Genomic DNA, 21,087 nt, shown 5'->3' on the forward strand with positions numbered 1-21,087 from the left:
ACTAAATAAACTTGACAATAATAGACTAAAGTTATATAATACACTTCATATAAAAGTAAAAAGGAGTAAAAATGGCAAATATACAAGATTTTTTAACAGATTCTATGCTTTCAAATATAGAAAGTGCGATTTCTTTGGCCATTCATTCTAAGAATAGTGAAATAAAACCTTTGCATTTATTATGGGCTTTAAGTGTTGATAGCTCTAGTTTGCTAAATCAAGTTTTTAATAAATTAAATGTTTCTAAAGAGGCATTTGAGTTAGAAGTAAAAAGTAAAATTTCATCTTTTCCTACTAGCTCAAATGTAAATAAAGATAATATTAAATTTTCAAATGAATTTATTAATTCTTTAGAAAAAGCAAAAGGTTTGGCTTTAGAAAACAAAGATAGCTATTTGGCTGTGGATATGTGGCTTGTTTCAGAAAGTACGAGCGGGGTTATTAAAGAACTTTTATCTAAATTTGTAGATTTAAATGAGTTTAAAAAAGAATTAGAATTTATTAGAGCAGGAGCTAAAATAGAAACTAAAACAAGTGATGAAACGCTTGATTCTTTGTCTAAATTTGGTATTGATTTGACTATGAAAGCTAAAAACAATGAACTTGATCCTGTCATAGGCAGAGAAGAAGAAATTCAAAGATTAATGCAAATTTTAATCAGAAAAACTAAAAACAATCCTATTTTATTAGGTGAACCAGGAGTAGGAAAAACTGCTGTAGTAGAAGCCTTAGCACAAAGGATAGTTAAAAAAGATGTTCCTACTTCATTGCAAAATAAAAAAGTCATAGCCTTGGATATGAGTGCTTTAATAGCGGGAGCAAAATACAGAGGTGAATTTGAAGATAGATTAAAAGCTGTTGTAAATGAAGTAATAAAACATAAAAATATAATTTTATTTATAGATGAAATTCACACCATTGTAGGTGCGGGTGCAAATGAAGGAAGTATGGATGCAGCAAATATTTTAAAACCTGCTTTAGCAAGAGGTGAGCTTCATACTATAGGTGCTACAACCTTAAAAGAATATAGAAAATATTTTGAAAAAGACGCGGCTTTACAAAGAAGATTTCAACCCGTAAATGTAGCTGAACCTAGCGTAAATGAAGCTTTGGCTATGCTTAGAGGTATAAAAGAAAAATTAGAAATTCATCATAATGTAACTATTAATGATAGTGCCTTAGTAGCAGCTGCAAAGCTATCTAAGCGTTATATAGCTAATAGATTTTTACCTGATAAGGCGATTGATTTAATTGATGAGGCCGCGGCAGAATTAAAAATGCAAATAGAAAGTGAGCCAAATTCACTAAGAAAGGTTAGAAAGCAAATTGAAAGTTTGGAAGTAGAAAATGAAGCTTTAAAAATGGAAGAAAATGAAGCTAATGAAAAAAGATTGGAAGAGATTAAAAAAGAATTAGCAAATTTAAAAGAAGAGCAAATCAAACTTAATGCTAAATTTGAAAATGAAAAAGCAGTATTTAATGGCATAAGTGCAAAGAAAAAAGAAATCGATACTTTAAAAAATGAAGCTATTTTAGCTAAAAACAAAGGAGATTTTCAAAAGGCTGCTGAAATAGAATATGGCAAAATTTTAGAGTGTGAAAAAGAGGTATTAAATTTAGAAGAAAAATGGAAACAAATGACCCAAGAAGGAGTTTTGCTTAAAAATCAAGTAGATGAGGATTTAGTAGCTGGTATTTTAAGTAAATGGACAGGCATTAGCGTGCAAAAAATGCTTACTTCTGAAAAGCAAAAATATTTACACATTCAAGAGTATTTACAAGAAAGCGTCATAGGGCAAGATGAGGCTTTAAGTGCCTTGGCTAAAGCTATTAAGCGTAATAAAGCAGGGCTAAATCAAGCAACTAAGCCTATAGGAAGCTTTTTGTTTTTAGGGCCAACTGGAGTAGGTAAAACAGAAAGTGCTAAGGCTTTGGCTAAATTTTTATTTGATGATGAAAAAGCTATGGTGCGTTTTGATATGAGTGAATTTATGGAAAAACATAGCGTATCAAGACTTTTAGGTGCACCTCCAGGATATATAGGGCATGAAGAAGGCGGGGAGCTAATCGAAGCTGTTAGAAGAAAGCCTTATAGTGTGATTTTGTTTGATGAAGTAGAAAAAGCTCATAAGGATGTATTTAATATACTTTTGGGAATTTTAGATGATGGTAGGGCTACAGATAGTAAAGGTATAACGGTTGATTTTACTAATACTATCATTATCTTAACCTCTAATATAGGTGCAAATTTTATCATGGAGTTAAAGGGCGAAGAAAGAGAAAAAGCTATTAAAGAAGCTCTTAGAAGCTTTTTTAGACCTGAGTTTTTAAATCGTTTGGATGATATTATTACTTTTAATCCTTTAGGGGAAATTGAAGCTGAAAAAATAGTTAAATTGCTTTTTAATACCTTGCAAAAAAGTCTTGAAAATAGAGGCATCAAGGCAAGTTTGAGCGATAATGCTGCTAGGTTAATAGCAAAGGTTGGTTTTGATGTAGATTTTGGTGCAAGACCATTAAAAAGAGCTTTATATGATATGGTAGAAGATAAATTAAGTGATATGATATTATCGGATGAATTAAATGAAAATGATGAGATTATTATAGATTCTAAAGATGATGAGATTATCATTATTAAACAATAAGCAAGTGCAATACTTGCTTATTTTAGAGTAAAAATCTCCTATTAACATTAAATTGTAAATACTTCGTATATTTGTTTAAAAAATTATTATTTTTTATCTATTCTTAACAATAAATATTTTAAAATCTTTAATGATATTTCTATATTTAAGGAACAACAAATGAGTGATTTAGATATTTTTAATCGCCGTTTAGACGCATTAGAAAAACTTCCTCTTTTGAAAAATGAGATTTCTATCTCTAAAGCCTTAGAACAATCAGGTTTTTCAAGAAGAGATTTTATGAAATGGGCTAGTGCAATGACTGCATTTTTAGCACTACCTGCTAGCTTTACTCCAGTAGTTGCAAGAGCTGCTGAGCTTAGTGATAGACTTCCAGTGATTTGGCTTCATATGGCTGAATGCACAGGATGTTCTGAGAGTTTATTAAGAAGTGATGCTCCTACTATAGATAGTTTGATTTTTGATCATATTTCTTTAGAATATCATGAAACTATAATGGGTGCAGCAGGTTGGCAAGCTGAGCATAATCTTGAAGCTGCTATGGAAAAATATAAAGGTAGATATATTTTAATGGTAGAAGGTGGTATACCAACAGGTGCTACAGAAAACTTTTTAACCATAGGACCACACGGTAAAACAGGAAAACAAATAGCACAACAAGCTTGTGATAATGCTTTGGCTATTTTTGCTATAGGTACCTGTTCAGCTTTTGGTGGTATTCAAGCTGCTAGACCTAATCCAAGTAATGCTGTGAGTTTAAGTAAAGTTACAAATAAAACAGTTATTAATGTTCCAGGTTGTCCTCCAAGTGAGAAAAACATTATAGGTAATGTGATTCATTATATATTGTATCAAACATTACCAGCGCTTGATGCTTATAATAGACCAAAATGGGCTTATGCTTTAAGAATTCATGATCTTTGCGAAAGAAGAGGACGCTTTGACGCGGGTGAGTTTGTGCAACAATTTGGTGATGAGGGGGCAAAAAAAGGATATTGTCTTTATAAGGTAGGTTGTAAAGGACCTTATACTTTTAATAACTGCTCAAAAGAAAGATTTAATCAACATACTTCATGGCCGGTACAAGCTGGACATGGTTGTATAGGTTGTTCTGAACCAGATTTTTGGGATACTATGGGACCTTTTGAAGAAGTGATGGCAGGAAGATTATTTGATACTGTTTATGGTTTGGGTGCGGATAGTATTTCAGATAAAATTGGTATAGGTGTGCTTTGTGTAACAGGTGTTGCTGTTGCTGCGCATGCTGTGATTGCTTCATTAGAAAAGAATAAGGATTGAGAATGTCAAAAAGAATTATTATAGATCCACTTACTAGAATAGAAGGACACTTAAGAGTTGAAGTGGTAGTTGATGAAAATAATGTCATTAAAGAAGCATATTCAGGATCAACTCTATGGAGAGGTTTAGAAACTATTGTAAAAGGTCGTGATCCAAGAGATGCAGGCTTTTTAACTCAAAGGATTTGTGGTGTTTGTACTTTTTCACATTATAGAGCAGGGATTATTGCAGTGGAAAATGCTTTAGGTATTACTCCACCATTAAATGCTGTTTTAACTAGAACTTTAATGAATGCAGCTTTATATATGCATGATCATCCTGTGCATTTTTATCAACTTCATGGGCTTGATTTTGTTGATGTTGTAAGTGCTTTAAGTGCTGATGTGAAAAAAGCAAGCGATGAAGCGTTTAAATACACTGACATGCCTTATGCAACAGGTGCAGATAAACTTTTAGAAGTACAACAAAGATTAAAAACCTTTGTAGATAAAGGAAATCTTGGACCATTTGCAAATGCTTATTATGGACACGCAACTTATCGCTTTACTCCTGAGCAAAACCTTATTGCACTTTCGCATTATTTAGAATGTTTAAGAATTCAAAGAACAATAGCTCAAGCTATGGCGATTTTTGGTGCTAAAAATCCTCATCCACAAAGCTTAACAGTAGGTGGTGTAACTTGTGTTATGGATCTTTTAAACCCATCAAGAATGGCTGAATATATGACTAAATTCCAAGAAGTAGCTGATTTTATTAATCGTGCTTATTATCCGGATTTAATCATGGCAGCAAAAGCTTATTCTAAAGAAGCAAGTGTGCTAAATGATGTAGGGGTAAATAACTTCTATACTGAAAGAGAATTCCAGGTTTCAAGTGATGAGTGGTTGTTTGAAGGTGGTATTATTAGAAATGGTGATTTGAGTAAGGTTGAAGAAGTAGATGAAGCTAAAATCACTGAAGAAGCTACAAGAGCTTGGTATGCAGATAATGAAGCTTTACATCCTTATGATGGTAAAACTAATCCAAACTATACAGGCTTAATTGATGGTGAAAGTATTGATGATAAAGGCAATATGGTTCATAGTAAGGTATTTGATACCAAAGGTAAATACAGCTGGATTAAAGCTCCAAGATATGAAAATTTACCTATGCAAGTTGGACCATTAGCAAATATTTTAGTTAATTATGCTAAGGGTAATAAGATCGTAGTAGAAGCGGTTGATTCATTCTTAAAAGCTACAAATTTACCAGTTAAAGCACTTATGAGTACTTTAGGAAGAACGGGTGCTAGAGCAATTGAAGCTAAAATCATTGCTGATCATGGTTTAAAAGCTTTTAATTCTTTAGTCGAAAATTTAAAAACAGATGAAAGTACTTGTGCTACTTATGTAATCGATAAAAATAAAGAATACAAAGGTAGATTTATGGGAAGTGCGCCTCGTGGTGCGTTGAGTCATTGGTGTAGAATTAAAAATGGTGTAATTGAAAATTGGCAAGCAGTAGTACCTTCTACTTGGAATGCAAGTCCAAAAGATGCAAATGGAGTAGGCGGTAGCTATGAACAATGTCTTATCGGTATGAAACTAGCTGATGTTAAACAACCTTTAGAGGTAATAAGAGCTATTCACTCTTATGATCCTTGTATAGCATGTGCTGTACATGTAATGGATACTAAAGGTAATAATCTTAGCGAGTATAAAGTAAATGTAAATTTATAAGGAAAGGACTTTAGTATGGATTCTAAACATTCCTTAAAATCAAACAGAAAGGCCGAGTATGAATTTAGTATCGGCCTTCGTTTTACACATTGGTTAAGAGCGGTTGCAATCGTGATTTTGGTGGGAACTGGATATTATATTTCTTATGTATTTCAATCTCCTTCTATTTCATCTGAGCCAACTTTATTCATGCAGGCAAAATACCGCATGGTGCACCAAATTTTTGGATTTATCATGATAGCTTGTGTGCTTTTTAAAACATATTTGTTCTTTTTTGATCCAAAAAGTGCAAATGAAAGAAGAAGTATTAAAGATATTTTTAATGTAAAATTATGGATAGAGCAGATTAAATTTTACATTTTCTTAGGAAAGCACCCGCATTTACAAGGTGTGTATAATCCTTTGCAATTTGCAACTTATTTTTTCTTTTATCTTGTTATGTTTGGGCTTATTTTAACAGGTCTAATCCTTTATATGCATGTATATCATGAAGGCTTGGGTGGATTTTTATACAATATCTTAAGACCTATTGAGGTAATGTTAGGTGGATTAGCTGATGTTAGAACTTACCATAGAATTTTAATGTGGGTTGTGTTGATTTTTGTTCCAGTGCATATTTATATGGCTGTGTTTAACTCGGTTAAAGGTAAAGATGGTGCTTTAGATGCTATCTTTAGTGGTTATAAATTTGTAAGAGAAAATCATTGAAACTTCTAATTTTAGGCATTGGTAATATTATGTTTGCAGATGAGGGCTTAGGCGTTCATCTTTGCAAACTTTTAGAAAAAAATTATAAGTTTTATCACGAAAAAGACTCAGTGAGCTTTGTAGATGGTGGAACTTTGGCTTTACAACTTAGTTATATCATCGCTGATTATGATGAAATGGTTGTGATTGATTGTATTGCAGCAGATGATGCTAAGATCGGAGATATTTTTTTCTTTCCTTATGATGCAATGCCAAAAAAAGTTAATTGGAGTGGTAGTGCACATGAGGTTGAAATGCTTCAAACTTTACAATATATGGAGCTTATAGGAGATTTGCCTAAAACTCAAATTTTAGCCTGTGTACCAAAACGCATAGAACCATTGAGTTTTGAACTTTCAAAAGAAGTCTTAAATGCTTTAGAAAAAATGGAGAAAATTTTACTTGATTTTTTAGAGAAGAAAGGCTTTACTTATGAGAGAGTTGCTAATTATAATATACAAGAGCTTGCTCTAAATTCTTATAAAAGCTAAGCAAAAAGCTTAGCTTAATTTTTAATCATCAAATTTTTGTCCTAAGAAATTTCCATTTGCATCAGTATAAATTTCCATCATATTATTTAGTTTAAATTTATAACCTTGAATTTCTTTTTCAACTTTAATTATACTTGCATTTGGGTGCATTTTCTTAATCATTGCTAAAACATTTGGATTTAAAAAAGAAGTATCAATCGGTCTGTATTTTGCATCAATTTCTTTCCAATCTCCATTGATGAAAAACTCAAGTTCAGTTCCATTGTCTAAATAAACATCAAAGCTATCAATATCTTGTTTAACTAAAGCTATGTTTGAGCCTGTAAAGTGTTTTTGTATAAAATTTTTAGAATTTGTCGGTAAAGCATTTACACCTACAACCATATCTTTAGCAAAAACACAACTTGCTAGAGCTAATGCCATTAAAGCTATTTTTAATTTCATTTTTTATCCTTTAAATTGAATTATTTGTGAAATCATATAAATATTAAGTGAATTTTGTGTGAACTTTGTTTTTTTAAAATAAATAGCAAGTATTTAATTGTATAATGATAAAAAAGTTTTAAAAGGATAAATAATGTATAGGTTTGCACCATCGCCTACTGGAGATATGCATATTGGAAATTTAAGAGCAGCTTTGTTTAATTATATTAAAGCAAGACAAGAAAATTCTGATTTTATTTTGCGTATTGAAGATACGGATAATGCTAGAAATATTGCTGGAAAAGAAGAAGAAATAAAAGCTATTTTGAAAGAATTTGGTATAACTTGGCAGCATTATTATGTACAAAGTGAGAATTTGAAATTTCATCGTCAAATGGCTTTAAAGCTAGTAAGTGAAAAAAAAGCTTTTGCTTGTTTTTGTACTGAGGATGAGTTAGCTCATAAAAAAGAATTAGCTAAAAGCAAAAATCAAGCATATAGATACGATGGCACTTGTGAAAAATTAGCAGATATTGATGTGTTAAATTGTGAGAAACCTTTTGTAATCCGTCTTAAAAAACCTCAATCTCAAATGCAATTTACTGATTATATTAAAGGCGAGATTAGTTTTAATCCTGAAGATATTGATAGTTTTGTGATTATGAGAGCAGATAAAACCCCAACTTATAATTTTGCTTGTGCGGTTGATGATATGCTAGAAGGTGTTACTTGTATTATAAGGGGAGAAGATCATGTTTCAAATACTCCTAAGCAAGAACATATTAGAGCTAGTTTGGGTTATGATAAAAGTATGACTTATGCACATTTACCTATCATTTTAAATGAAGAAGGTGTTAAAATGAGCAAAAGAGAGGCTCATTCTAGTGTAAAATGGATGCTTGATAATGGATATTTAGCAAGTGCTATTGCAAATTATTTAATCCTTTTAGGCAATAAAACTCCAAAAGAGATTTTTACCTTAGAAGAAGCTATAGAATGGTTTGATTTGAAAAAAGTTTCAAAATCTCCTGCTAGGTTTGATACTAAGCGCTTAATGCAAATTAACCGTGAGCATATAAAAATGCTTGATAATGATAAATTAAATTCTTTGTTGAATTTAGGTAAAGATGTAGCGGAGCTTGCAAAATTTTATACTCAAGAAGCTAGCACGCTAAATGAGATAAGAGAAAAAATACAGGCTATTTTTGCAGTTAAAAATTATAATGAATTTGAAAATGAATGTAAGTTGATTAAAGAGATTTTAAAAGATTTGGATTTACCTCAAGAATACGATGAGTTTAAAAAGATTTTGATGGAAAAAACAAATTTAAAAGGTAAAAATTTCTTTATGCCTTTGCGTTTAGTATTAACAGGGGTTACTCACGGACCTGAAATGAGTGAAATTTATACTTTAATTAAGCCTTTTGTTAAAGAAATTATAAAGGAGTAAAATGGGAGTTGGAACAAGTTTGATTGTGTCTTTGGTGCAAATTTTTTCTTTAGTGATTGAAATTTATGTTTGGATTATAATCATTGCTGCATTGATTTCTTGGGTAAGGCCTGATCCATATAATCCTATAGTACAAATTTTATATCGTTTAACTAATCCTGCTTATGCTTTTGTAAGAAGATTTATTCCTACTACTATAGGAAGTATTGATTTAGCACCTTTGATTATTATTTTAGGATTAAAATTTATTCAAATATTTTTATCAAATTTAATTTTAGGAAGTTTATAAGTGTTGAAAAAAAGTGTAGTATTACTTTTAGCCGGAGTAGTTTTTGCAAATAGTGCTATGTATTCTTATAAAGAATTAGAGCAAAAACCAAATTCTTTGGCTAAGGATTATTATTTATATCGTTTATTAGAAAAAAATGAATTTAAAAAAGAAGAAGTTGAGGGTTTAAAAGAACATATTTATCGTTATGCAGGGCGTATTAAAAATGCTATTGAAACAATCATTCCACCTTTGGGATATAATAAAGAATATGAAGCTTGTTATAAATTTAACACGCAAAATATCTTAGATGCTAATGCTACTTGTCAGCTTATAAGATTAAACAGTTTAACTTTTATACAAGATCTTAATGCTTCAACGCGTAATGAGATGAAAAAAATTATCCCACAAGATAATCCAAATTTAGTAAAGCTTTTAGAAGCTTTTAATACTAAAGATCCTCTAAGTTATGCAATTTTAAATTATGATAGTGTAAATTTTTATAAAATTTATGGCTTTTTAAAAGATAAAAAGGATTTTTTCTTAGAAAAAGATTTTACTGATGAATTAGCAAAAGAAAAAGAATTTACAAATTTTGTAAAAGAAATTATCATTAAGAAAAAAAGTCCATTGATAAGAAAATCTTTGGTTAATGTAGATGCAAATTTAACTTTTCAAGATAATGCATTTTACTTAGGTGTGAATGCTATTTTAGAAAATAATGATAAAAAGGCACTAGAGTTTTTCCAAGTAGCAAAAGATACTTTTAAAAGCAAGCCTTTAGCAGATAATGCAAATTTTTGGATTTATTTAATCACTCAAGATAAAAAGTATCTTGATGAGCTTGCTCAAAGCGATTCTTTAAATATTTATAGTCTTTATGCAAGAGAGTTAAAGGGCTTGCCTTTGCCTAAAATAGAAGAATTAAAACCAAAAAAACAAAAAAATGATTTTGATATGAAAGATCCTTTTGCTTGGCAAAAACTTGCAAAAGAAATTGCAAAAGGTACTCCTAGTGATCTAGAAAAGCTTGCAAAAGATTTTTATACTAAAGAAAATATCGCTATTTATGCTTATATTAAAGAAAGAGCTGAGGGTTTTAAAAAACATTATTTTATTATGCCTTATTTTAAGTATTTAAAAGATTATTCTACACAAAGAAAGGCTATGATTTTAGCTTTAGCTAGACAAGAAAGTCGTTTTATACCAACAGCAATTTCAACTTCTTATGCTTTAGGTATTATGCAATTTATTCCATTTTTAGCTAATCATATAGGTAATAAAGAATTACAAATTCCAAATTTTGACCAAGATATGCTTTTTGATCCAAAAACAGCCTATACTTTTGCAAATCATCATTTAGATTATTTAGAATCTAAACTTAATTCTCCAGTATTTGTGGCATATGCTTATAATGGAGGTATAGGATTTACCACTAGAATGCTCAAAAGAGAAGATATGTTTAGAGCGGGAAAGTACGAGCCGTTTTTATCTATGGAGCTAGTTCCTTATGCAGAAAGTAGGGTGTATGCTAAAAAAGTTTTAGCTAATTATATTGTGTATTTGCATCTTCTGAACGATAATACACCGATTTCGAAATTTTTTGAAACTTTAACTCAAAACACTGATTCTCAAAACACAAATCAAGTTGTAAAATAGGTTTTTGTACCAACTCATCAAGGGTGATTTTGTAATAACTTGCATAATCACTTTTGATGATATACTTAAACAACTCATCATTTTTATCTAAGGCTTTTAAGTTAGTTTTTTCTCCATCTATGAGTATTGAAATTTGCTCTTGTTTGATATTGATATTTGGTAAAAAACTAAGTACAAAAACTTCTTTTTGACTTTTTTCATCTAATACAGGATTTAGATAGCTTAACAAAGCAACTACTCTATTATCTTTATAATTAAAATTGATTTTTTGTGCATACATAAGAGTTTGGCTTTTTAAATCGATTTCGCTTTGTTTTTGGGTTTTATTTGAGCATGCAGTAAAAATAAGTGTTAAAAAAATAATCATATAAATTTTTTTCATATTTTATTCCTAATTTTTTTATAATTATAAGCTTTTAACTTTTAAAAAGATATAATTTTGTTTATTTCTTTGATTTAAGGAAGTTATGAAAAGATTAGCAATGGCTTTTAGTGGGCCTTCCAATTCAGGTAAAACAACTTTAATAACTCAAGTTGCTAAATATTTTATGGAGCAAAATTATAAAGTATGTATTATAAAACATGATCCAAAAGATAAAGCAAGTTTTGATATAGCAAAAAAAGATAGTTTTAAATTTTTTCAAAGCGGTGCTGATGTAATGGTTTTAAGTCCTACAAGGACAACTTTATTTACACATTCTCCAAGTACTTTAGATGAAGCTATTTCCAAACTAGGGGAATTTGATTTTTTATTTATAGAGGGCTTAAAAACCTTAGATATGCCAAGAATTAGTGTTTTTTGCAAAGAAGTAGATGAGAGCTATTTTGCTTATTCTAAGGCTATTGCAAGTTATGAGAAAATCGAAAATAAAAATTTAACTTGGCTTTATTTGGATGATTTAGAAAGTATTTGTGATTTTATATTAAAAAATTCAAAAAAAGTATAGGGGTAAAATATGCAAGAATTAATTAACGATATACAAAAAGCAGTGATTGAAATTTCAAAAGAACTTAGATATTTAAAAGATTTTGATTATACTACTTCTCAAAATGCCACTGGAGATAATCAATTAAAACTTGATGTAAAAAGCGATGAGATCATCACTAGAATTTTAAAGCAAAGCAAAGGTATAAAAAGCTTAATTAGCGAGGAAAAGCAAGAGCAATTATTAATCAATGAAAATGAAAAATACGTTGTTGCTTATGATCCTTTAGATGGTTCATCTTTAGTAGATGTGAATTTTGCTATAGGTTCTATTTTTGCTATTTATGAGCAAAAGGCTAGTGCAAAAAATCTAAAAGCAGCAGTTTATGCTATTTATGGTGTGCGTTTAGAGCTTATAGTATGCATAGATACTCCTAAGCTTTATAGGTTAAATGAAAATGATGAATTTGTTTTTGTTAAGGATTTAAAATTAAACGAAAAAGGCAAATTAAATGCAAGTGGTGGGACACAAAAAAATTGGTCAAATACTCATAGAGCTTTTATAAAAGCTTTATTTGATGAAGGATATCGTTTAAGATATTCAGGTGCTATGGTAAGTGATTTACATCAAATTTTACTCAAAGGTGGAGGATTATTTTCATATCCTGCAACAAGTGATGCGCCAAATGGAAAATTAAGAGCATATTTTGAGGTATTTCCTTTTGCTTTTATTTTTGAAAAAGCAGGAGGGCTTTCTACTAATGGAGAAAATGATTCTTTGCTTGATTTAGAATTTGAAAAAATCCATGCAAGTACGCCATGCTTTTTGGGTTCAAAATATGAAATTGAAAAACTAAAACAAGCTTATAAAGGGCTTTAATGGCTGAAGTTAAAGATGAATTTGAACTAGCTTTGGAAGTTAAAAAAAACGAACTTCAAGCTTGTCAAAACGATAAAAACTTAAAATCTTGTTTACCTTGCTCTATGGTTTTTGAATGCTCTTTAAGAAAAGAGTATATTGATGCAGTTTATAAGAGTATGTCTAAAGGTAAAGAAGGTGGATTTGATTTTTAATTAAAGGTTTAAAATGCGTTATATTACTACTCCGATATATTATGTAAATGATGTAGCACACATAGGTCATGCTTACACTACGATTATAGCAGATACTTTGGCTAGATTTTATCGCTTGCAAGGAGAAAAAACATTCTTTTTAACAGGTACAGATGAACATGGTCAAAAGATAGAGCAAGCTGCTAGCGCTAGAAATTTTACCCCTAAAGAATATGCAGATGAAATTAGTGCTAAATTTAAAAAACTTTGGGATGAGTTTGAGATTTCTTATGATTATTTCATTAGAACTACAGATGAAAATCACAAATTAAGCGTACAAAAAGCATTTAAAAAAATGTTTGATAAAGGTGATATTTATAAAGGAACTTATGAAGGCTTTTATTGTGTTTCTTGTGAGAGTTATTTTACCCAAACTCAGCTTGTAAATGAGTGTCATTGTCCAGATTGTGGTAAAAAAACACAGCTTTTAAAAGAAGAAAGTTATTTTTTCAAGCTTTCTAAATATCAAGATCAAATTCTTAAATGGTATAAAGAAAAAGAGCCGATTTTACCTAAAAATAAGGCTAATGAGTTGATTCATTTTGTAGAAGGTGGCTTAAAAGATCTTTCTATTACAAGAACGAGTTTTGAGTGGGGTATAAAGCTTCCAAAAGAATTAAATGATGAAAAACATGTGGTATATGTTTGGCTTGATGCTTTGATGAATTATGTGAGTGCTTTGGGTTATGGACTTGATGATAAAAATATGGATCTATGGCCTGCTCATATTCATTTTGTAGGTAAGGATATCTTGCGTTTTCATGCAGTGTATTGGCCTGCGTTTTTGATGAGTTTAGAACTTCCTTTGCCTAAATTTGTAGCAGCGCATGGCTGGTGGACTAAAGATGGTGAAAAAATGAGCAAATCTAAAGGCAATGTAGTAGCACCTAAAGAAGTAGCAGATACTTTTGGTTTAGAAGCTTTTAGATATTTTTTACTCAGAGAAGTTCCTTTTGGCAATGATGGGGATTTTTCACAAAAAGCATTAATCACGAGAATAAATGCAGAATTAAGCAATGAGCTTGGAAATTTATTAAATAGAATTATCGGTATGAGTGCTAAGTACTCTCAAAATATTATTGATTGTAAAGATGTGAATTTGTATTTTAATCAAGAATTAAATGAATGTAAAGAGTATTTAGATAATGCGATTAATGCTTTAGAAAATATCCAGCCAAATCGCTATTTAGAAGAGCTTTTTAAGGCTTTATCTTTAGCAAATTTAAGTATTAGCAAATATGAGCCTTGGAATTTAATTAAAAATGATCAAATGCAAAAAGCTAATGCTTTAGTGGCTTTATGTGCTAATATTTTAACAAAAGTTACTATTTTACTTTCAGCTGCTATGCCAAAAACAGCTTTAAAAATTGCCAAAGCTTTAAATTTTGAAATTTCAAATGAAAATTACCAAAAATTAATTTTAAATAATCAATTATGCGATTTAAAATCAAGTGCATGTGAAGCTTTATTTCCAAAAGTTGAATTAACTCAAGAAAGCAAAAAAGAAGAAAAAGCAGAAGAGAAGCCAAGTTTAGCTCAAATTAAAATTGATGATTTTAAAAAAATTGAAATTAAAGTAGCACTAGTAAAAGATTGTCAAAATATAGAAGGCAGTGAAAAGCTTTTAAAATTTCAACTTGAACTTGAAAATGGCGAACTAAGACAAGTGCTTTCAGGTATTGCTAAATTTTATAAAGCTAGTGAGTTAATAGGTAAGCAAGTTTGTGTCATTACCAATCTAAAAAAAGCTAAAATTTTTGGCCATGAAAGCCAAGGTATGATTTTAAGTGCAGAAAAAAATGATAAATTAGTTTTAATTAGCCCACAAAGCTTTATCGAAAATGGAGCTTTAATAGGCTAAATGAATATTTCTAATTTTATTGAGCTTGTTAATGCCCATGTTTTAAACTATGGAGCAACTTCTAGTGTTTATGATTTTAGCATAGATTTAAACAAAGTTAAACAAGCAAGTGTATTTTTTGCTAAGAATAATGAACAAGCTAGTTTTGCTATAAAACTTGGAGCTTATGTTATAGTAAGCGAGGAGAAATTAAATCTTGAAGATAAAGATGTGTTTTATCTTCAAGTTGATGATCTTGAAGAAGCTATTTTTAGGCTTTTTAGATTTTTATGCGAAGAAAAATCTTATGAATTTATATATTGCAATCATGTAGAATTAAAATTTGCAAAAGCCTTTAATTTTAAAGTCTTACACTCAAATATTTTATTAGATTTTGATCTTTTAAAAAATTCTAAAGAAAAAACTTTCTTTTGTTCTGATGATGAAAAATTTATTTTAAAATTAAAATCAAATTTTCATACCTTAAAAGCTTGTAAATATGAAATTTTAGGTTCAAAATCTTTATTTCAAACAAGTTTGCTTTGTAAAAATTTGTATTTTAAAGATTTAAAATTTGCATTTTTTTATGCAGATATTTTTGCTAGTTTTATTGAATTTATAGAAAGTCAAAAATTACCCTTTAGTTTTAATGACAAAAAATTAGAACTTTTTAAAGCCTATTTTTTAAACTCAAAAAATGAAATTTGTGCTTTTGGGGGTAGTTCTAGGGTGATTTTACTCGTGGAAAATGAAAAAGACTTTGATTTCATAGTACAAAAACTTCAATATATCAAGGGTTTTAAAACCGCATTAAAAAATTCTTTATTTTGTGATTTTTCCTATGCAAATTTAAATGAATTAAAGAATTTTTTTGACTTTAAATATTGTCTGATTAAAGAAAATAAAGAAGAGTTTTTGGAATACTTTCTTACTCAAGAAAAAAATATTAGTTTATTTGATTAAAAAAATATATACTTTAAAAAGCTATATTTCTAATTTTATTTTATTAATTTAAAGGAAAAAATATGAAAAAATTTTTATTTTTAAGTTTATTTGCTGCAGTTGCATTGAATGCTGAAATTTTAGTTTATGGTCCAGGCGGTCCAGCTCCTGTTTTAAAAGAACTTGCTAAACAATTTGAAGTAAAAAGCGGAGAAAAAGTTATCGTTAATGCGGGGCCAACACCTAAATGGATCAAACAAGCCAAAATGGATGCTGATATCATTTATTCTGGTAACACATCTATGATGGATGGATTTGTTAAAGCTATGTCAAAACAAATCAAAATACAAGATGTTCAGGTTTTAAATGCTAGAGGTTCAGGTATGATAGTAAGAGCTAATAACCCTAAAAAAATTAAAAAATTTGAAGACCTTTTAAAAGATGGTGTTAATGTTATGGTAGTTGATGGAGCAGGGCAGGTTGGCTTGTATGAAGATATGGCTTTAAAAACAGGAAAAATCGAAAACCTAGAAAAACTTAGAAAAAACATCAAAGTGTATGCTAAGAATTCAAAAGCAGCAGTTGATGAGTGGAAAAATAATCCAAATATCGATGCTTTAATCATTTGGACACATTGGATTAAAGCAGTTGGCGAGAAAGAAAATAAATTTATTAAAGCAGATAAAAACTCAATTATTTATAGAGCTGCTGAAATAGTACCAACACAAAAAGGTTTAAAAAATCCAAAAGTAGCTGAATTTATAGAATTTACACAAAGTAAAGAAGCGCAAAAAGTATGGGAAAAAGAAGGTTGGTTAGCTAAATAAATTAAATTAAAGCATTTTACTTTAGAGTAAAATGCTTTTTAAAATTATTTTTCGTTAATTTCTGCTTCGATGTTGATTTGTACTTCATCACTAAGTGTTAAACTAGAAGTATCTGGAGCAAATTTAAAATCGCTTCTTTTGATTTGTCCTTGTAAAGTAAATCCTGCTTTTTCTTTGCCACTATCTGTTTTGATAACCCCACCAATTTCGGTATCTAAAACGATATCTTTGCTTATACCAGCAATGTTTAATGAGCCATACATCTTACCTTTTTCATTAGAAATTTTTTCATATTTACTCATGGTAAAAGTGATGTTTGGGTGAGTTTTTGCTTTGAAAAAATCATCTTGCTGTAAGTGAGCATCTCTTGCTTTGTTTTCAGTATTTATAGAAGCAACTTTTACATTTGCTTGAAGTTTGTTAAATTCAAATTTAGTACTATCAAAATCAATTACCGCATCATAGTCTTTAAAATTTCCATTTACATTACTAATTTGCAAATGCTTGATTTTAAAAGCCACATTTGTATGTGATTTGTCTAAGCTAAATTCTTTACTTAAAGCATTGCTTGTTAAAATAGAAGCAGCTAAAAAAGAACCAAGTAGTAATTTTTTCATGTTTTCTCCTTAATATTTAAAAATGGTTATTATACAAATGAAAATAAAATGAAAGTAAATTTTTTAAATATATTCTATAAAATCTTTCACATTAGCTTCTTTAAAGCCTTTTAATCTTAATAAACAACTATCACATTTGCCACAAGCTTTATCTTCTCTTTCATAGCAAGACCAAGTATATTCTAAGGCTACCTTTTCTTTTAAGGCTAAATCAACTATTTGTCCTTTACTTAGATGAACTAATGGGGTTTTAATTGTAACATTACAAGTTTTTGTAGTACCTTCATTGATAAACTCACTCGCTTTTTGTATGAAATTTACACTACAATCAGGATAACCACTGCTATCTTCTTGCACTACTCCTATGAAAATACTTTCGCATTTTTCTTTTTCAGCTATAGCTCCTGCAATAGATAAAAAAATACCATTTCTAAAAGGAACATAAGTATTTGGAACTTCTTTTTCGTGTAGTTTTTCTTTGGGAATTTCTAAATTTAAATCCGTTAAAGAATTACCACCGATATTTGCTATAAATGAAACATCTAAAATATATTTTGTTTTTATATTAAGTTTTTCACAAATTTTATTAAAACATTCTCTTTCTTTAAACATGGTGCGTTGGTTATAATCAAAATGTAAAGCAATGATTTCATATCCTTCTTTTTTAGCTAAATACGCACACAAAGTACTATCCATACCACCACTTATAATACAAAGAGCTTTTTTCATACTTTTCCTTAATTTTGATATAATTTGAAATTATAAAATCAAAAGGATAATAATGATTTTTTGCGAAGAAGAAATGGATATTTCTTTTCTTGAAAAAATTGCCCAAAAAATGAGTGATCAAAATATAGAACTTGTTTTGGTAGATGAAAAAACCATGCATGAAATTAATCTTAATCAAAGGGGGGTAGATAAAACTACAGATGTTTTGTCTTTTCCTTTAGTGCAAAATTGTGAAAATTTACTTGGAAGTATAGTGATAAATTTAGATGAAGTAAGTAAAAAGGCTATGGAATATAAACATAGTAATGAAGAAGAGATGGCATTGCTTTTTATACATGCAATGCTTCATTTACAAGGTTATGATCATGAGGTAGATCAAGGACAAATGAGACAAAAAGAACAAGAATGGATTGAATATTTTAAATTGCCAAAAAGTTTGATTATAAGAGTGCAAGGGGATTAAATGTTTAAAAAGATTGCTTTTAGCTTAAGTTTATGTGTGAGTTTGTATGCTTATAATGAAAATACATTTACTTTAAATATTTTAAATGGAAAGGAATTTGATATTTACCTATATAGCTCTAGTAAAAGTAACACTAGTTATGGATTTGTCCAAGCAAAACAAAAACAATACAGTTTTTGGGGTAGTGCTAAAAATGATGAGTATTATATAGATATAGCAGATTTTGGAACTTGCGTTTTAAAAGATATATACAAAAATAAATTTGAAGCCCTATGTAAAATAGATGGTATAAAAAAAGAATTTAGCTTTTTAGCTAATAAATCCAACGCAAGTATTTATCAATTATCACTTAAAGAACAAAAACAAGTAGAAGACAATAAGAACATTGAGTTTGATTTTAGTGAAGATATATTAAAACTATCAAGTCAAAATAAAAATTTAGAAAAAATTATTGATGATTTTAATGAGAATTTGGATAAAAATTCATTAAAACAAAAAGCAAAAGAAAGTTTTGGTAAATGGAATAAAGAAGATATTTCTAATAATGAGTTTTTTTCTCAAGCCTATATATTTTATCAAGATGAGCATATTATCTCTTTGGGAAAAAATATTTATGAGTATAAAGGTGGTGCTCATGGTATGACTAGTTTTTTAAGAAAAACTTATAGTATTGATGATATGAAACTTCTTAGATTGAAAAATGAGTTAAAAATAGAAAATGAAGATTTTCAGGATATGATTAAGCAAAAGATTTTAAGTTTATATAATGAAAATGAGTTATTTGATATTAAAGAGCTTAAAATGAGTGAAATTTTTGAAGTGAGAAAAAACGGATTAGTTTTGATATGGGAGCCTTATGATATAGCTCCATATTCAACAGGAGTAATTGAAATTTTTATAAGTTATGATGAGTTAAAACCTTTTTGGAAAAATAATTCAAAATTAGCTTATTTGAGTAAAATCAAATAAGCTTTTAATCATCAAATTTTTGCCTTAAAATCGTTCCGTTATCATCTATGTAAAGTTTCATTTGATTATTAAGTTTGATTTTATAATAAGAAATTTTTCTTTCTATTTCTATGATTGCTGTGTTAGGGTAGATATTTTTAATAGTATTTTGTATTGCTAGGGGTAAAATCGCATAATTTAGCGATCTAAAATTTTCAGCCTCTTTAAACTCTCCATTAAGTGAAAACTCAATCTCGCTCCCATCGCTTAAATAAATCTCATAAGAATAACCATCTTGCTCTACTAGACCTATTTCTGCATTAAAATAATCTTTAATAAATTGTTTGATGTTTACCGGCAAAGAATCAGGTGCTATGACTATGCCCGCGTTAAGAGTATTTAGAGCGATAAAAAAAGCTAAAGCTAGTTTTTTCATTTTTAACCTTATTTTATTTTTTGACGATATTGTATCTTATTAGTGTGAATTTTATGTGTAAGCTAGAATTTAAATAGCTTTTTGTTATAATTATTAAAAATACAAAGTAGGGCAATGATAGCTTCTTTTTTAATCGCTTTAAATATTGTGATATTTGTCTTTGTGAATTATCTTTATTTTGGATCTTTAAATTTAGATGCTATTTTAGGTTTAAATTTATTTTTCTTTCAAGGATTTTACTGGCAAATTCTAAGCTCAATGTTTATGCATGGAAATTGGCCTCATTTGATTTTAAATATGATAGTACTTTTTCAATTTGGCTCTATGCTGGAAAAATACTTAAAAAGTTTTAAATTCGCTTTGCTTTATTTAATCGGTGGAATTCTTTGTTCTTTACTTAGTGCTTTTTATGTGTATTTAAGCTTTGATGGTAGTTTTGTAAATGTAGTGGGCGCAAGTGGTGCTATATGTGTTTTAATGGGATATTATGCATATTTGGATAAAACTGCCACCAAAGGACTTATAGTGGCTATATTATTAATGAGTTTTGTGCCTATTTTTATGGGTGTAAATATAGCTTGGTATGCACATATTTTTGGCTTTATATGTGGATATGCTTTGGGTAAATTTAAGGTTATAAGATGAAATATATTTATTTTATCCGTCATGCTAAAGCTCAAAAAGAAAACTACGATCAAGATTTGCAACGAGAGCTTAGTTCTAGTGGAAAAGATGATTTAAAAACTATGATTTATAGGATTAAAGATTTAGAATTTAAAGCTCAAAGCATTATCTCAAGTCCTGCTAGGCGTTGTATAAAAACAGCACAAAAACTTTGTAAAAGCTTTTCTTTAAAAGAAAAAGATATCAAGATAGAAAAAAGCTTTTATGATGGTAATTTAAAGGATGTATTAAATTTTATAAAAGAATTAAAAGAGAGTAGGGTAGTGCTAATTATGCATAATCCTTTATTGCAAGAACTTTGTGAGTATTTAGCCCATATAGACTTAGAAAACTTTCCAACTTCTGCTATTTTATGTATGCAATTTGATATAAAAGAATTTAAAGATATAAAAGAACACAGCGGGGAAGTTGTGTTTTTTGATTATCCTAAAAGTCAAGAAAATAACTAATCTACATTTTTAAACTTCAAATTTATTTAAGCAAAAATATAAACTAAAATTTAGTTGAAATAAAAAATATACGTCTTTAGTCTTTTATAGCTACATAAAATAACTTATAATATTTTTCAAAAAATTATACTTATTTTTTTATGGATAAATTATTTTCACTCAAAAAATAAAATGCTTTAAAATACTATATTATAGGTGTTTTAAAATACAGTTTACTTATAAAAGTGTAGATAAATATAAAAGTTTGAAAATTATAGTTTTCAATACAAAATATATATAATTTCAAGATTTTACTATTTATCATATAATTTTACATACATATTAAGTTTAAGTTAAAATATTTTTATAGACTAAAAAAGCTAAAATGATGAGTAAAAAGGAAAATAAATATAAAAGTTTAGCTTGTAAGGATTT

23 protein-coding genes are annotated in these 21,087 nt (G+C 28.8%); 18 read left to right on the forward strand and 5 right to left on the reverse strand.

What is annotated here, in order from left to right:
* Positions 1 to 71 precede the first annotated feature (71 nt).
* From L8W68_RS06650 to L8W68_RS06670, 5 genes are all read left to right on the forward strand, one after another.
* On the forward strand, positions 72 to 2,645 hold the full coding sequence (locus L8W68_RS06650) for an ATP-dependent Clp protease ATP-binding subunit (RefSeq protein WP_263675491.1): 2,574 nt from the start codon (positions 72 to 74) through the stop codon (positions 2,643 to 2,645).
* A 159-nt stretch (positions 2,646 to 2,804) separates the two neighbouring features.
* Positions 2,805 to 3,944, forward strand: a complete 1,140-nt coding sequence (locus tag L8W68_RS06655; RefSeq protein ID WP_039628286.1) for a [NiFe] hydrogenase, small subunit — start codon at positions 2,805 to 2,807, stop codon at positions 3,942 to 3,944.
* A 2-nt stretch (positions 3,945 to 3,946) separates the two neighbouring features.
* Entirely contained in the window at positions 3,947 to 5,662 is a 1,716-nt protein-coding gene (locus L8W68_RS06660) for a nickel-dependent hydrogenase large subunit (RefSeq protein WP_039618199.1), read from the forward strand.
* A 15-nt stretch (positions 5,663 to 5,677) separates the two neighbouring features.
* Entirely contained in the window at positions 5,678 to 6,370 is a 693-nt protein-coding gene (cybH, locus tag L8W68_RS06665; protein WP_039641372.1) for a Ni/Fe-hydrogenase, b-type cytochrome subunit, read from the forward strand.
* Entirely contained in the window at positions 6,367 to 6,900 is a 534-nt protein-coding gene (locus L8W68_RS06670; protein WP_263675492.1) for a HyaD/HybD family hydrogenase maturation endopeptidase, read from the forward strand. The genes cybH and L8W68_RS06670 overlap by 4 nt, the downstream gene beginning before the upstream one ends.
* A gap of 21 nt (positions 6,901 to 6,921) precedes the next feature.
* On the opposite strand, the gene L8W68_RS06675 is transcribed toward L8W68_RS06670, so the two are convergent.
* Positions 6,922 to 7,344, reverse strand: coding sequence for a PepSY-like domain-containing protein (locus tag L8W68_RS06675; RefSeq protein ID WP_263675493.1), 423 nt, complete (start codon positions 7,342 to 7,344; stop codon positions 6,922 to 6,924).
* A gap of 133 nt (positions 7,345 to 7,477) precedes the next feature.
* Between L8W68_RS06675 and gltX the strand changes: the two genes are divergently transcribed.
* The 3 genes from gltX to L8W68_RS06690 are packed head-to-tail and all read left to right on the forward strand — an operon-like array spanning position 7,478 to position 10,700.
* Complete coding sequence (gltX, locus tag L8W68_RS06680; RefSeq protein ID WP_263675494.1) at positions 7,478 to 8,773, forward strand: glutamate--tRNA ligase; 1,296 nt, start codon at positions 7,478 to 7,480, stop codon at positions 8,771 to 8,773.
* A 1-nt stretch (position 8,774) separates the two neighbouring features.
* Entirely contained in the window at positions 8,775 to 9,062 is a 288-nt protein-coding gene (locus L8W68_RS06685; protein ID WP_012661430.1) for a YggT family protein, read from the forward strand.
* Entirely contained in the window at positions 9,063 to 10,700 is a 1,638-nt protein-coding gene (locus L8W68_RS06690) for a lytic transglycosylase domain-containing protein (RefSeq protein ID WP_263675495.1), read from the forward strand.
* On the opposite strand, the gene L8W68_RS06695 is transcribed toward L8W68_RS06690, so the two are convergent.
* Positions 10,588 to 11,082 carry a hypothetical protein gene (locus L8W68_RS06695; protein ID WP_263675496.1) on the reverse strand — a complete coding sequence of 165 codons (495 nt, stop codon included), beginning with the start codon at positions 11,080 to 11,082 and terminating at the stop codon, positions 10,588 to 10,590. The genes L8W68_RS06690 and L8W68_RS06695 overlap by 113 nt on opposite strands.
* Positions 11,083 to 11,167: 85 nt before the next feature.
* Between L8W68_RS06695 and mobB the strand changes: the two genes are divergently transcribed.
* The 6 genes from mobB (at position 11,168) to L8W68_RS06725 (ending at position 16,347) form a co-directional block, all read left to right on the forward strand.
* Positions 11,168 to 11,647: a molybdopterin-guanine dinucleotide biosynthesis protein B gene (mobB, locus tag L8W68_RS06700; RefSeq protein ID WP_220566249.1), complete on the forward strand. Its 480-nt coding sequence runs from the start codon at positions 11,168 to 11,170 to the stop codon at positions 11,645 to 11,647.
* Positions 11,648 to 11,656: 9 nt separating this feature from the next.
* Positions 11,657 to 12,505 (forward strand): class 1 fructose-bisphosphatase, encoded by an 849-nt coding sequence (locus tag L8W68_RS06705; protein WP_263675497.1) that lies wholly within the window; start codon positions 11,657 to 11,659, stop codon positions 12,503 to 12,505.
* Positions 12,505 to 12,699 carry a hypothetical protein gene (locus L8W68_RS06710; protein WP_263675498.1) on the forward strand — a complete coding sequence of 65 codons (195 nt, stop codon included), beginning with the start codon at positions 12,505 to 12,507 and terminating at the stop codon, positions 12,697 to 12,699. Before L8W68_RS06705 ends, L8W68_RS06710 begins: the two co-directional genes overlap by 1 nt.
* Before the next feature lie 13 nt (positions 12,700 to 12,712).
* Entirely contained in the window at positions 12,713 to 14,599 is a 1,887-nt protein-coding gene (gene metG, locus L8W68_RS06715; RefSeq protein ID WP_263675499.1) for a methionine--tRNA ligase, read from the forward strand.
* Positions 14,600 to 15,541 (forward strand): hypothetical protein, encoded by a 942-nt coding sequence (locus tag L8W68_RS06720; RefSeq protein ID WP_263675500.1) that lies wholly within the window; start codon positions 14,600 to 14,602, stop codon positions 15,539 to 15,541.
* Between the two features lie 62 nt (positions 15,542 to 15,603).
* Entirely contained in the window at positions 15,604 to 16,347 is a 744-nt protein-coding gene (locus L8W68_RS06725) for a substrate-binding domain-containing protein (protein ID WP_263675501.1), read from the forward strand.
* 44 nt (positions 16,348 to 16,391) lie between these two features.
* Here the strand turns inward: L8W68_RS06725 and L8W68_RS06730 are convergent, their stop codons facing one another.
* Together L8W68_RS06730 and queC are read right to left on the reverse strand one after the other, a co-directional pair.
* Positions 16,392 to 16,964 (reverse strand): YceI family protein, encoded by a 573-nt coding sequence (locus tag L8W68_RS06730; protein WP_263675502.1) that lies wholly within the window; start codon positions 16,962 to 16,964, stop codon positions 16,392 to 16,394.
* A gap of 63 nt (positions 16,965 to 17,027) precedes the next feature.
* The gene (queC, locus tag L8W68_RS06735; protein WP_263675503.1) at positions 17,028 to 17,693 is read right to left on the reverse strand and encodes a 7-cyano-7-deazaguanine synthase QueC; all 666 of its coding nucleotides are present in this window, start codon (positions 17,691 to 17,693) and stop codon (positions 17,028 to 17,030) included.
* A gap of 52 nt (positions 17,694 to 17,745) precedes the next feature.
* Here queC and ybeY point away from each other — a divergent pair, with 52 nt between their 5' ends.
* Entirely contained in the window at positions 17,746 to 18,156 is a 411-nt protein-coding gene (ybeY, locus tag L8W68_RS06740) for an rRNA maturation RNase YbeY (RefSeq protein ID WP_263675504.1), read from the forward strand.
* The gene (locus L8W68_RS06745; RefSeq protein WP_263675505.1) at positions 18,157 to 19,125 is read left to right on the forward strand and encodes a DUF3298 and DUF4163 domain-containing protein; all 969 of its coding nucleotides are present in this window, start codon (positions 18,157 to 18,159) and stop codon (positions 19,123 to 19,125) included.
* 4 nt (positions 19,126 to 19,129) lie between these two features.
* Here the strand turns inward: L8W68_RS06745 and L8W68_RS06750 are convergent, their stop codons facing one another.
* Positions 19,130 to 19,540, reverse strand: a complete 411-nt coding sequence (locus L8W68_RS06750; RefSeq protein ID WP_074692021.1) for a PepSY-like domain-containing protein — start codon at positions 19,538 to 19,540, stop codon at positions 19,130 to 19,132.
* A gap of 114 nt (positions 19,541 to 19,654) precedes the next feature.
* Between L8W68_RS06750 and L8W68_RS06755 the strand changes: the two genes are divergently transcribed.
* Positions 19,655 to 20,185, forward strand: a complete 531-nt coding sequence (locus L8W68_RS06755) for a rhomboid family intramembrane serine protease (protein ID WP_012661444.1) — start codon at positions 19,655 to 19,657, stop codon at positions 20,183 to 20,185.
* Positions 20,182 to 20,673, forward strand: a complete 492-nt coding sequence (locus L8W68_RS06760; RefSeq protein WP_263675506.1) for a SixA phosphatase family protein — start codon at positions 20,182 to 20,184, stop codon at positions 20,671 to 20,673. The genes L8W68_RS06755 and L8W68_RS06760 overlap by 4 nt, the downstream gene beginning before the upstream one ends.
* The last annotated feature ends 414 nt before the right edge of the window (positions 20,674 to 21,087 follow it).

This window comes from Campylobacter sp. FU_497 (assembly GCF_025772425.1).
In the GTDB taxonomy this organism is placed as follows: domain Bacteria; phylum Campylobacterota; class Campylobacteria; order Campylobacterales; family Campylobacteraceae; genus Campylobacter_D; species Campylobacter_D lari_C.

Bases quoted from the DNA above. Each gene is read 5' to 3' on its own strand.
- L8W68_RS06650 (WP_263675491.1), top strand. From the start codon at position 72: ATGGCAAATATACAAGATTTTTTAACAGATTCTATGCTTTCAAATATA.
- L8W68_RS06655 (WP_039628286.1), top strand. From the start codon at position 2,805: ATGAGTGATTTAGATATTTTTAATCGCCGTTTAGACGCATTAGAAAAA.
- L8W68_RS06660 (WP_039618199.1), top strand. From the start codon at position 3,947: ATGTCAAAAAGAATTATTATAGATCCACTTACTAGAATAGAAGGACAC.
- cybH (WP_039641372.1), top strand. From the start codon at position 5,678: ATGGATTCTAAACATTCCTTAAAATCAAACAGAAAGGCCGAGTATGAA.
- L8W68_RS06675 (WP_263675493.1), bottom strand. From the start codon at position 7,344: ATGAAATTAAAAATAGCTTTAATGGCATTAGCTCTAGCAAGTTGTGTT.
- gltX (WP_263675494.1), top strand. From the start codon at position 7,478: ATGTATAGGTTTGCACCATCGCCTACTGGAGATATGCATATTGGAAAT.
- L8W68_RS06685 (WP_012661430.1), top strand. From the start codon at position 8,775: ATGGGAGTTGGAACAAGTTTGATTGTGTCTTTGGTGCAAATTTTTTCT.
- L8W68_RS06695 (WP_263675496.1), bottom strand. From the start codon at position 11,082: ATGAAAAAAATTTATATGATTATTTTTTTAACACTTATTTTTACTGCA.
- mobB (WP_220566249.1), top strand. From the start codon at position 11,168: ATGAAAAGATTAGCAATGGCTTTTAGTGGGCCTTCCAATTCAGGTAAA.
- L8W68_RS06705 (WP_263675497.1), top strand. From the start codon at position 11,657: ATGCAAGAATTAATTAACGATATACAAAAAGCAGTGATTGAAATTTCA.
- L8W68_RS06710 (WP_263675498.1), top strand. From the start codon at position 12,505: ATGGCTGAAGTTAAAGATGAATTTGAACTAGCTTTGGAAGTTAAAAAA.
- metG (WP_263675499.1), top strand. From the start codon at position 12,713: ATGCGTTATATTACTACTCCGATATATTATGTAAATGATGTAGCACAC.
- L8W68_RS06720 (WP_263675500.1), top strand. From the start codon at position 14,600: ATGAATATTTCTAATTTTATTGAGCTTGTTAATGCCCATGTTTTAAAC.
- L8W68_RS06725 (WP_263675501.1), top strand. From the start codon at position 15,604: ATGAAAAAATTTTTATTTTTAAGTTTATTTGCTGCAGTTGCATTGAAT.
- L8W68_RS06730 (WP_263675502.1), bottom strand. From the start codon at position 16,964: ATGAAAAAATTACTACTTGGTTCTTTTTTAGCTGCTTCTATTTTAACA.
- queC (WP_263675503.1), bottom strand. From the start codon at position 17,693: ATGAAAAAAGCTCTTTGTATTATAAGTGGTGGTATGGATAGTACTTTG.
- ybeY (WP_263675504.1), top strand. From the start codon at position 17,746: ATGATTTTTTGCGAAGAAGAAATGGATATTTCTTTTCTTGAAAAAATT.
- L8W68_RS06745 (WP_263675505.1), top strand. From the start codon at position 18,157: ATGTTTAAAAAGATTGCTTTTAGCTTAAGTTTATGTGTGAGTTTGTAT.
- L8W68_RS06750 (WP_074692021.1), bottom strand. From the start codon at position 19,540: ATGAAAAAACTAGCTTTAGCTTTTTTTATCGCTCTAAATACTCTTAAC.
- L8W68_RS06755 (WP_012661444.1), top strand. From the start codon at position 19,655: ATGATAGCTTCTTTTTTAATCGCTTTAAATATTGTGATATTTGTCTTT.
- L8W68_RS06760 (WP_263675506.1), top strand. From the start codon at position 20,182: ATGAAATATATTTATTTTATCCGTCATGCTAAAGCTCAAAAAGAAAAC.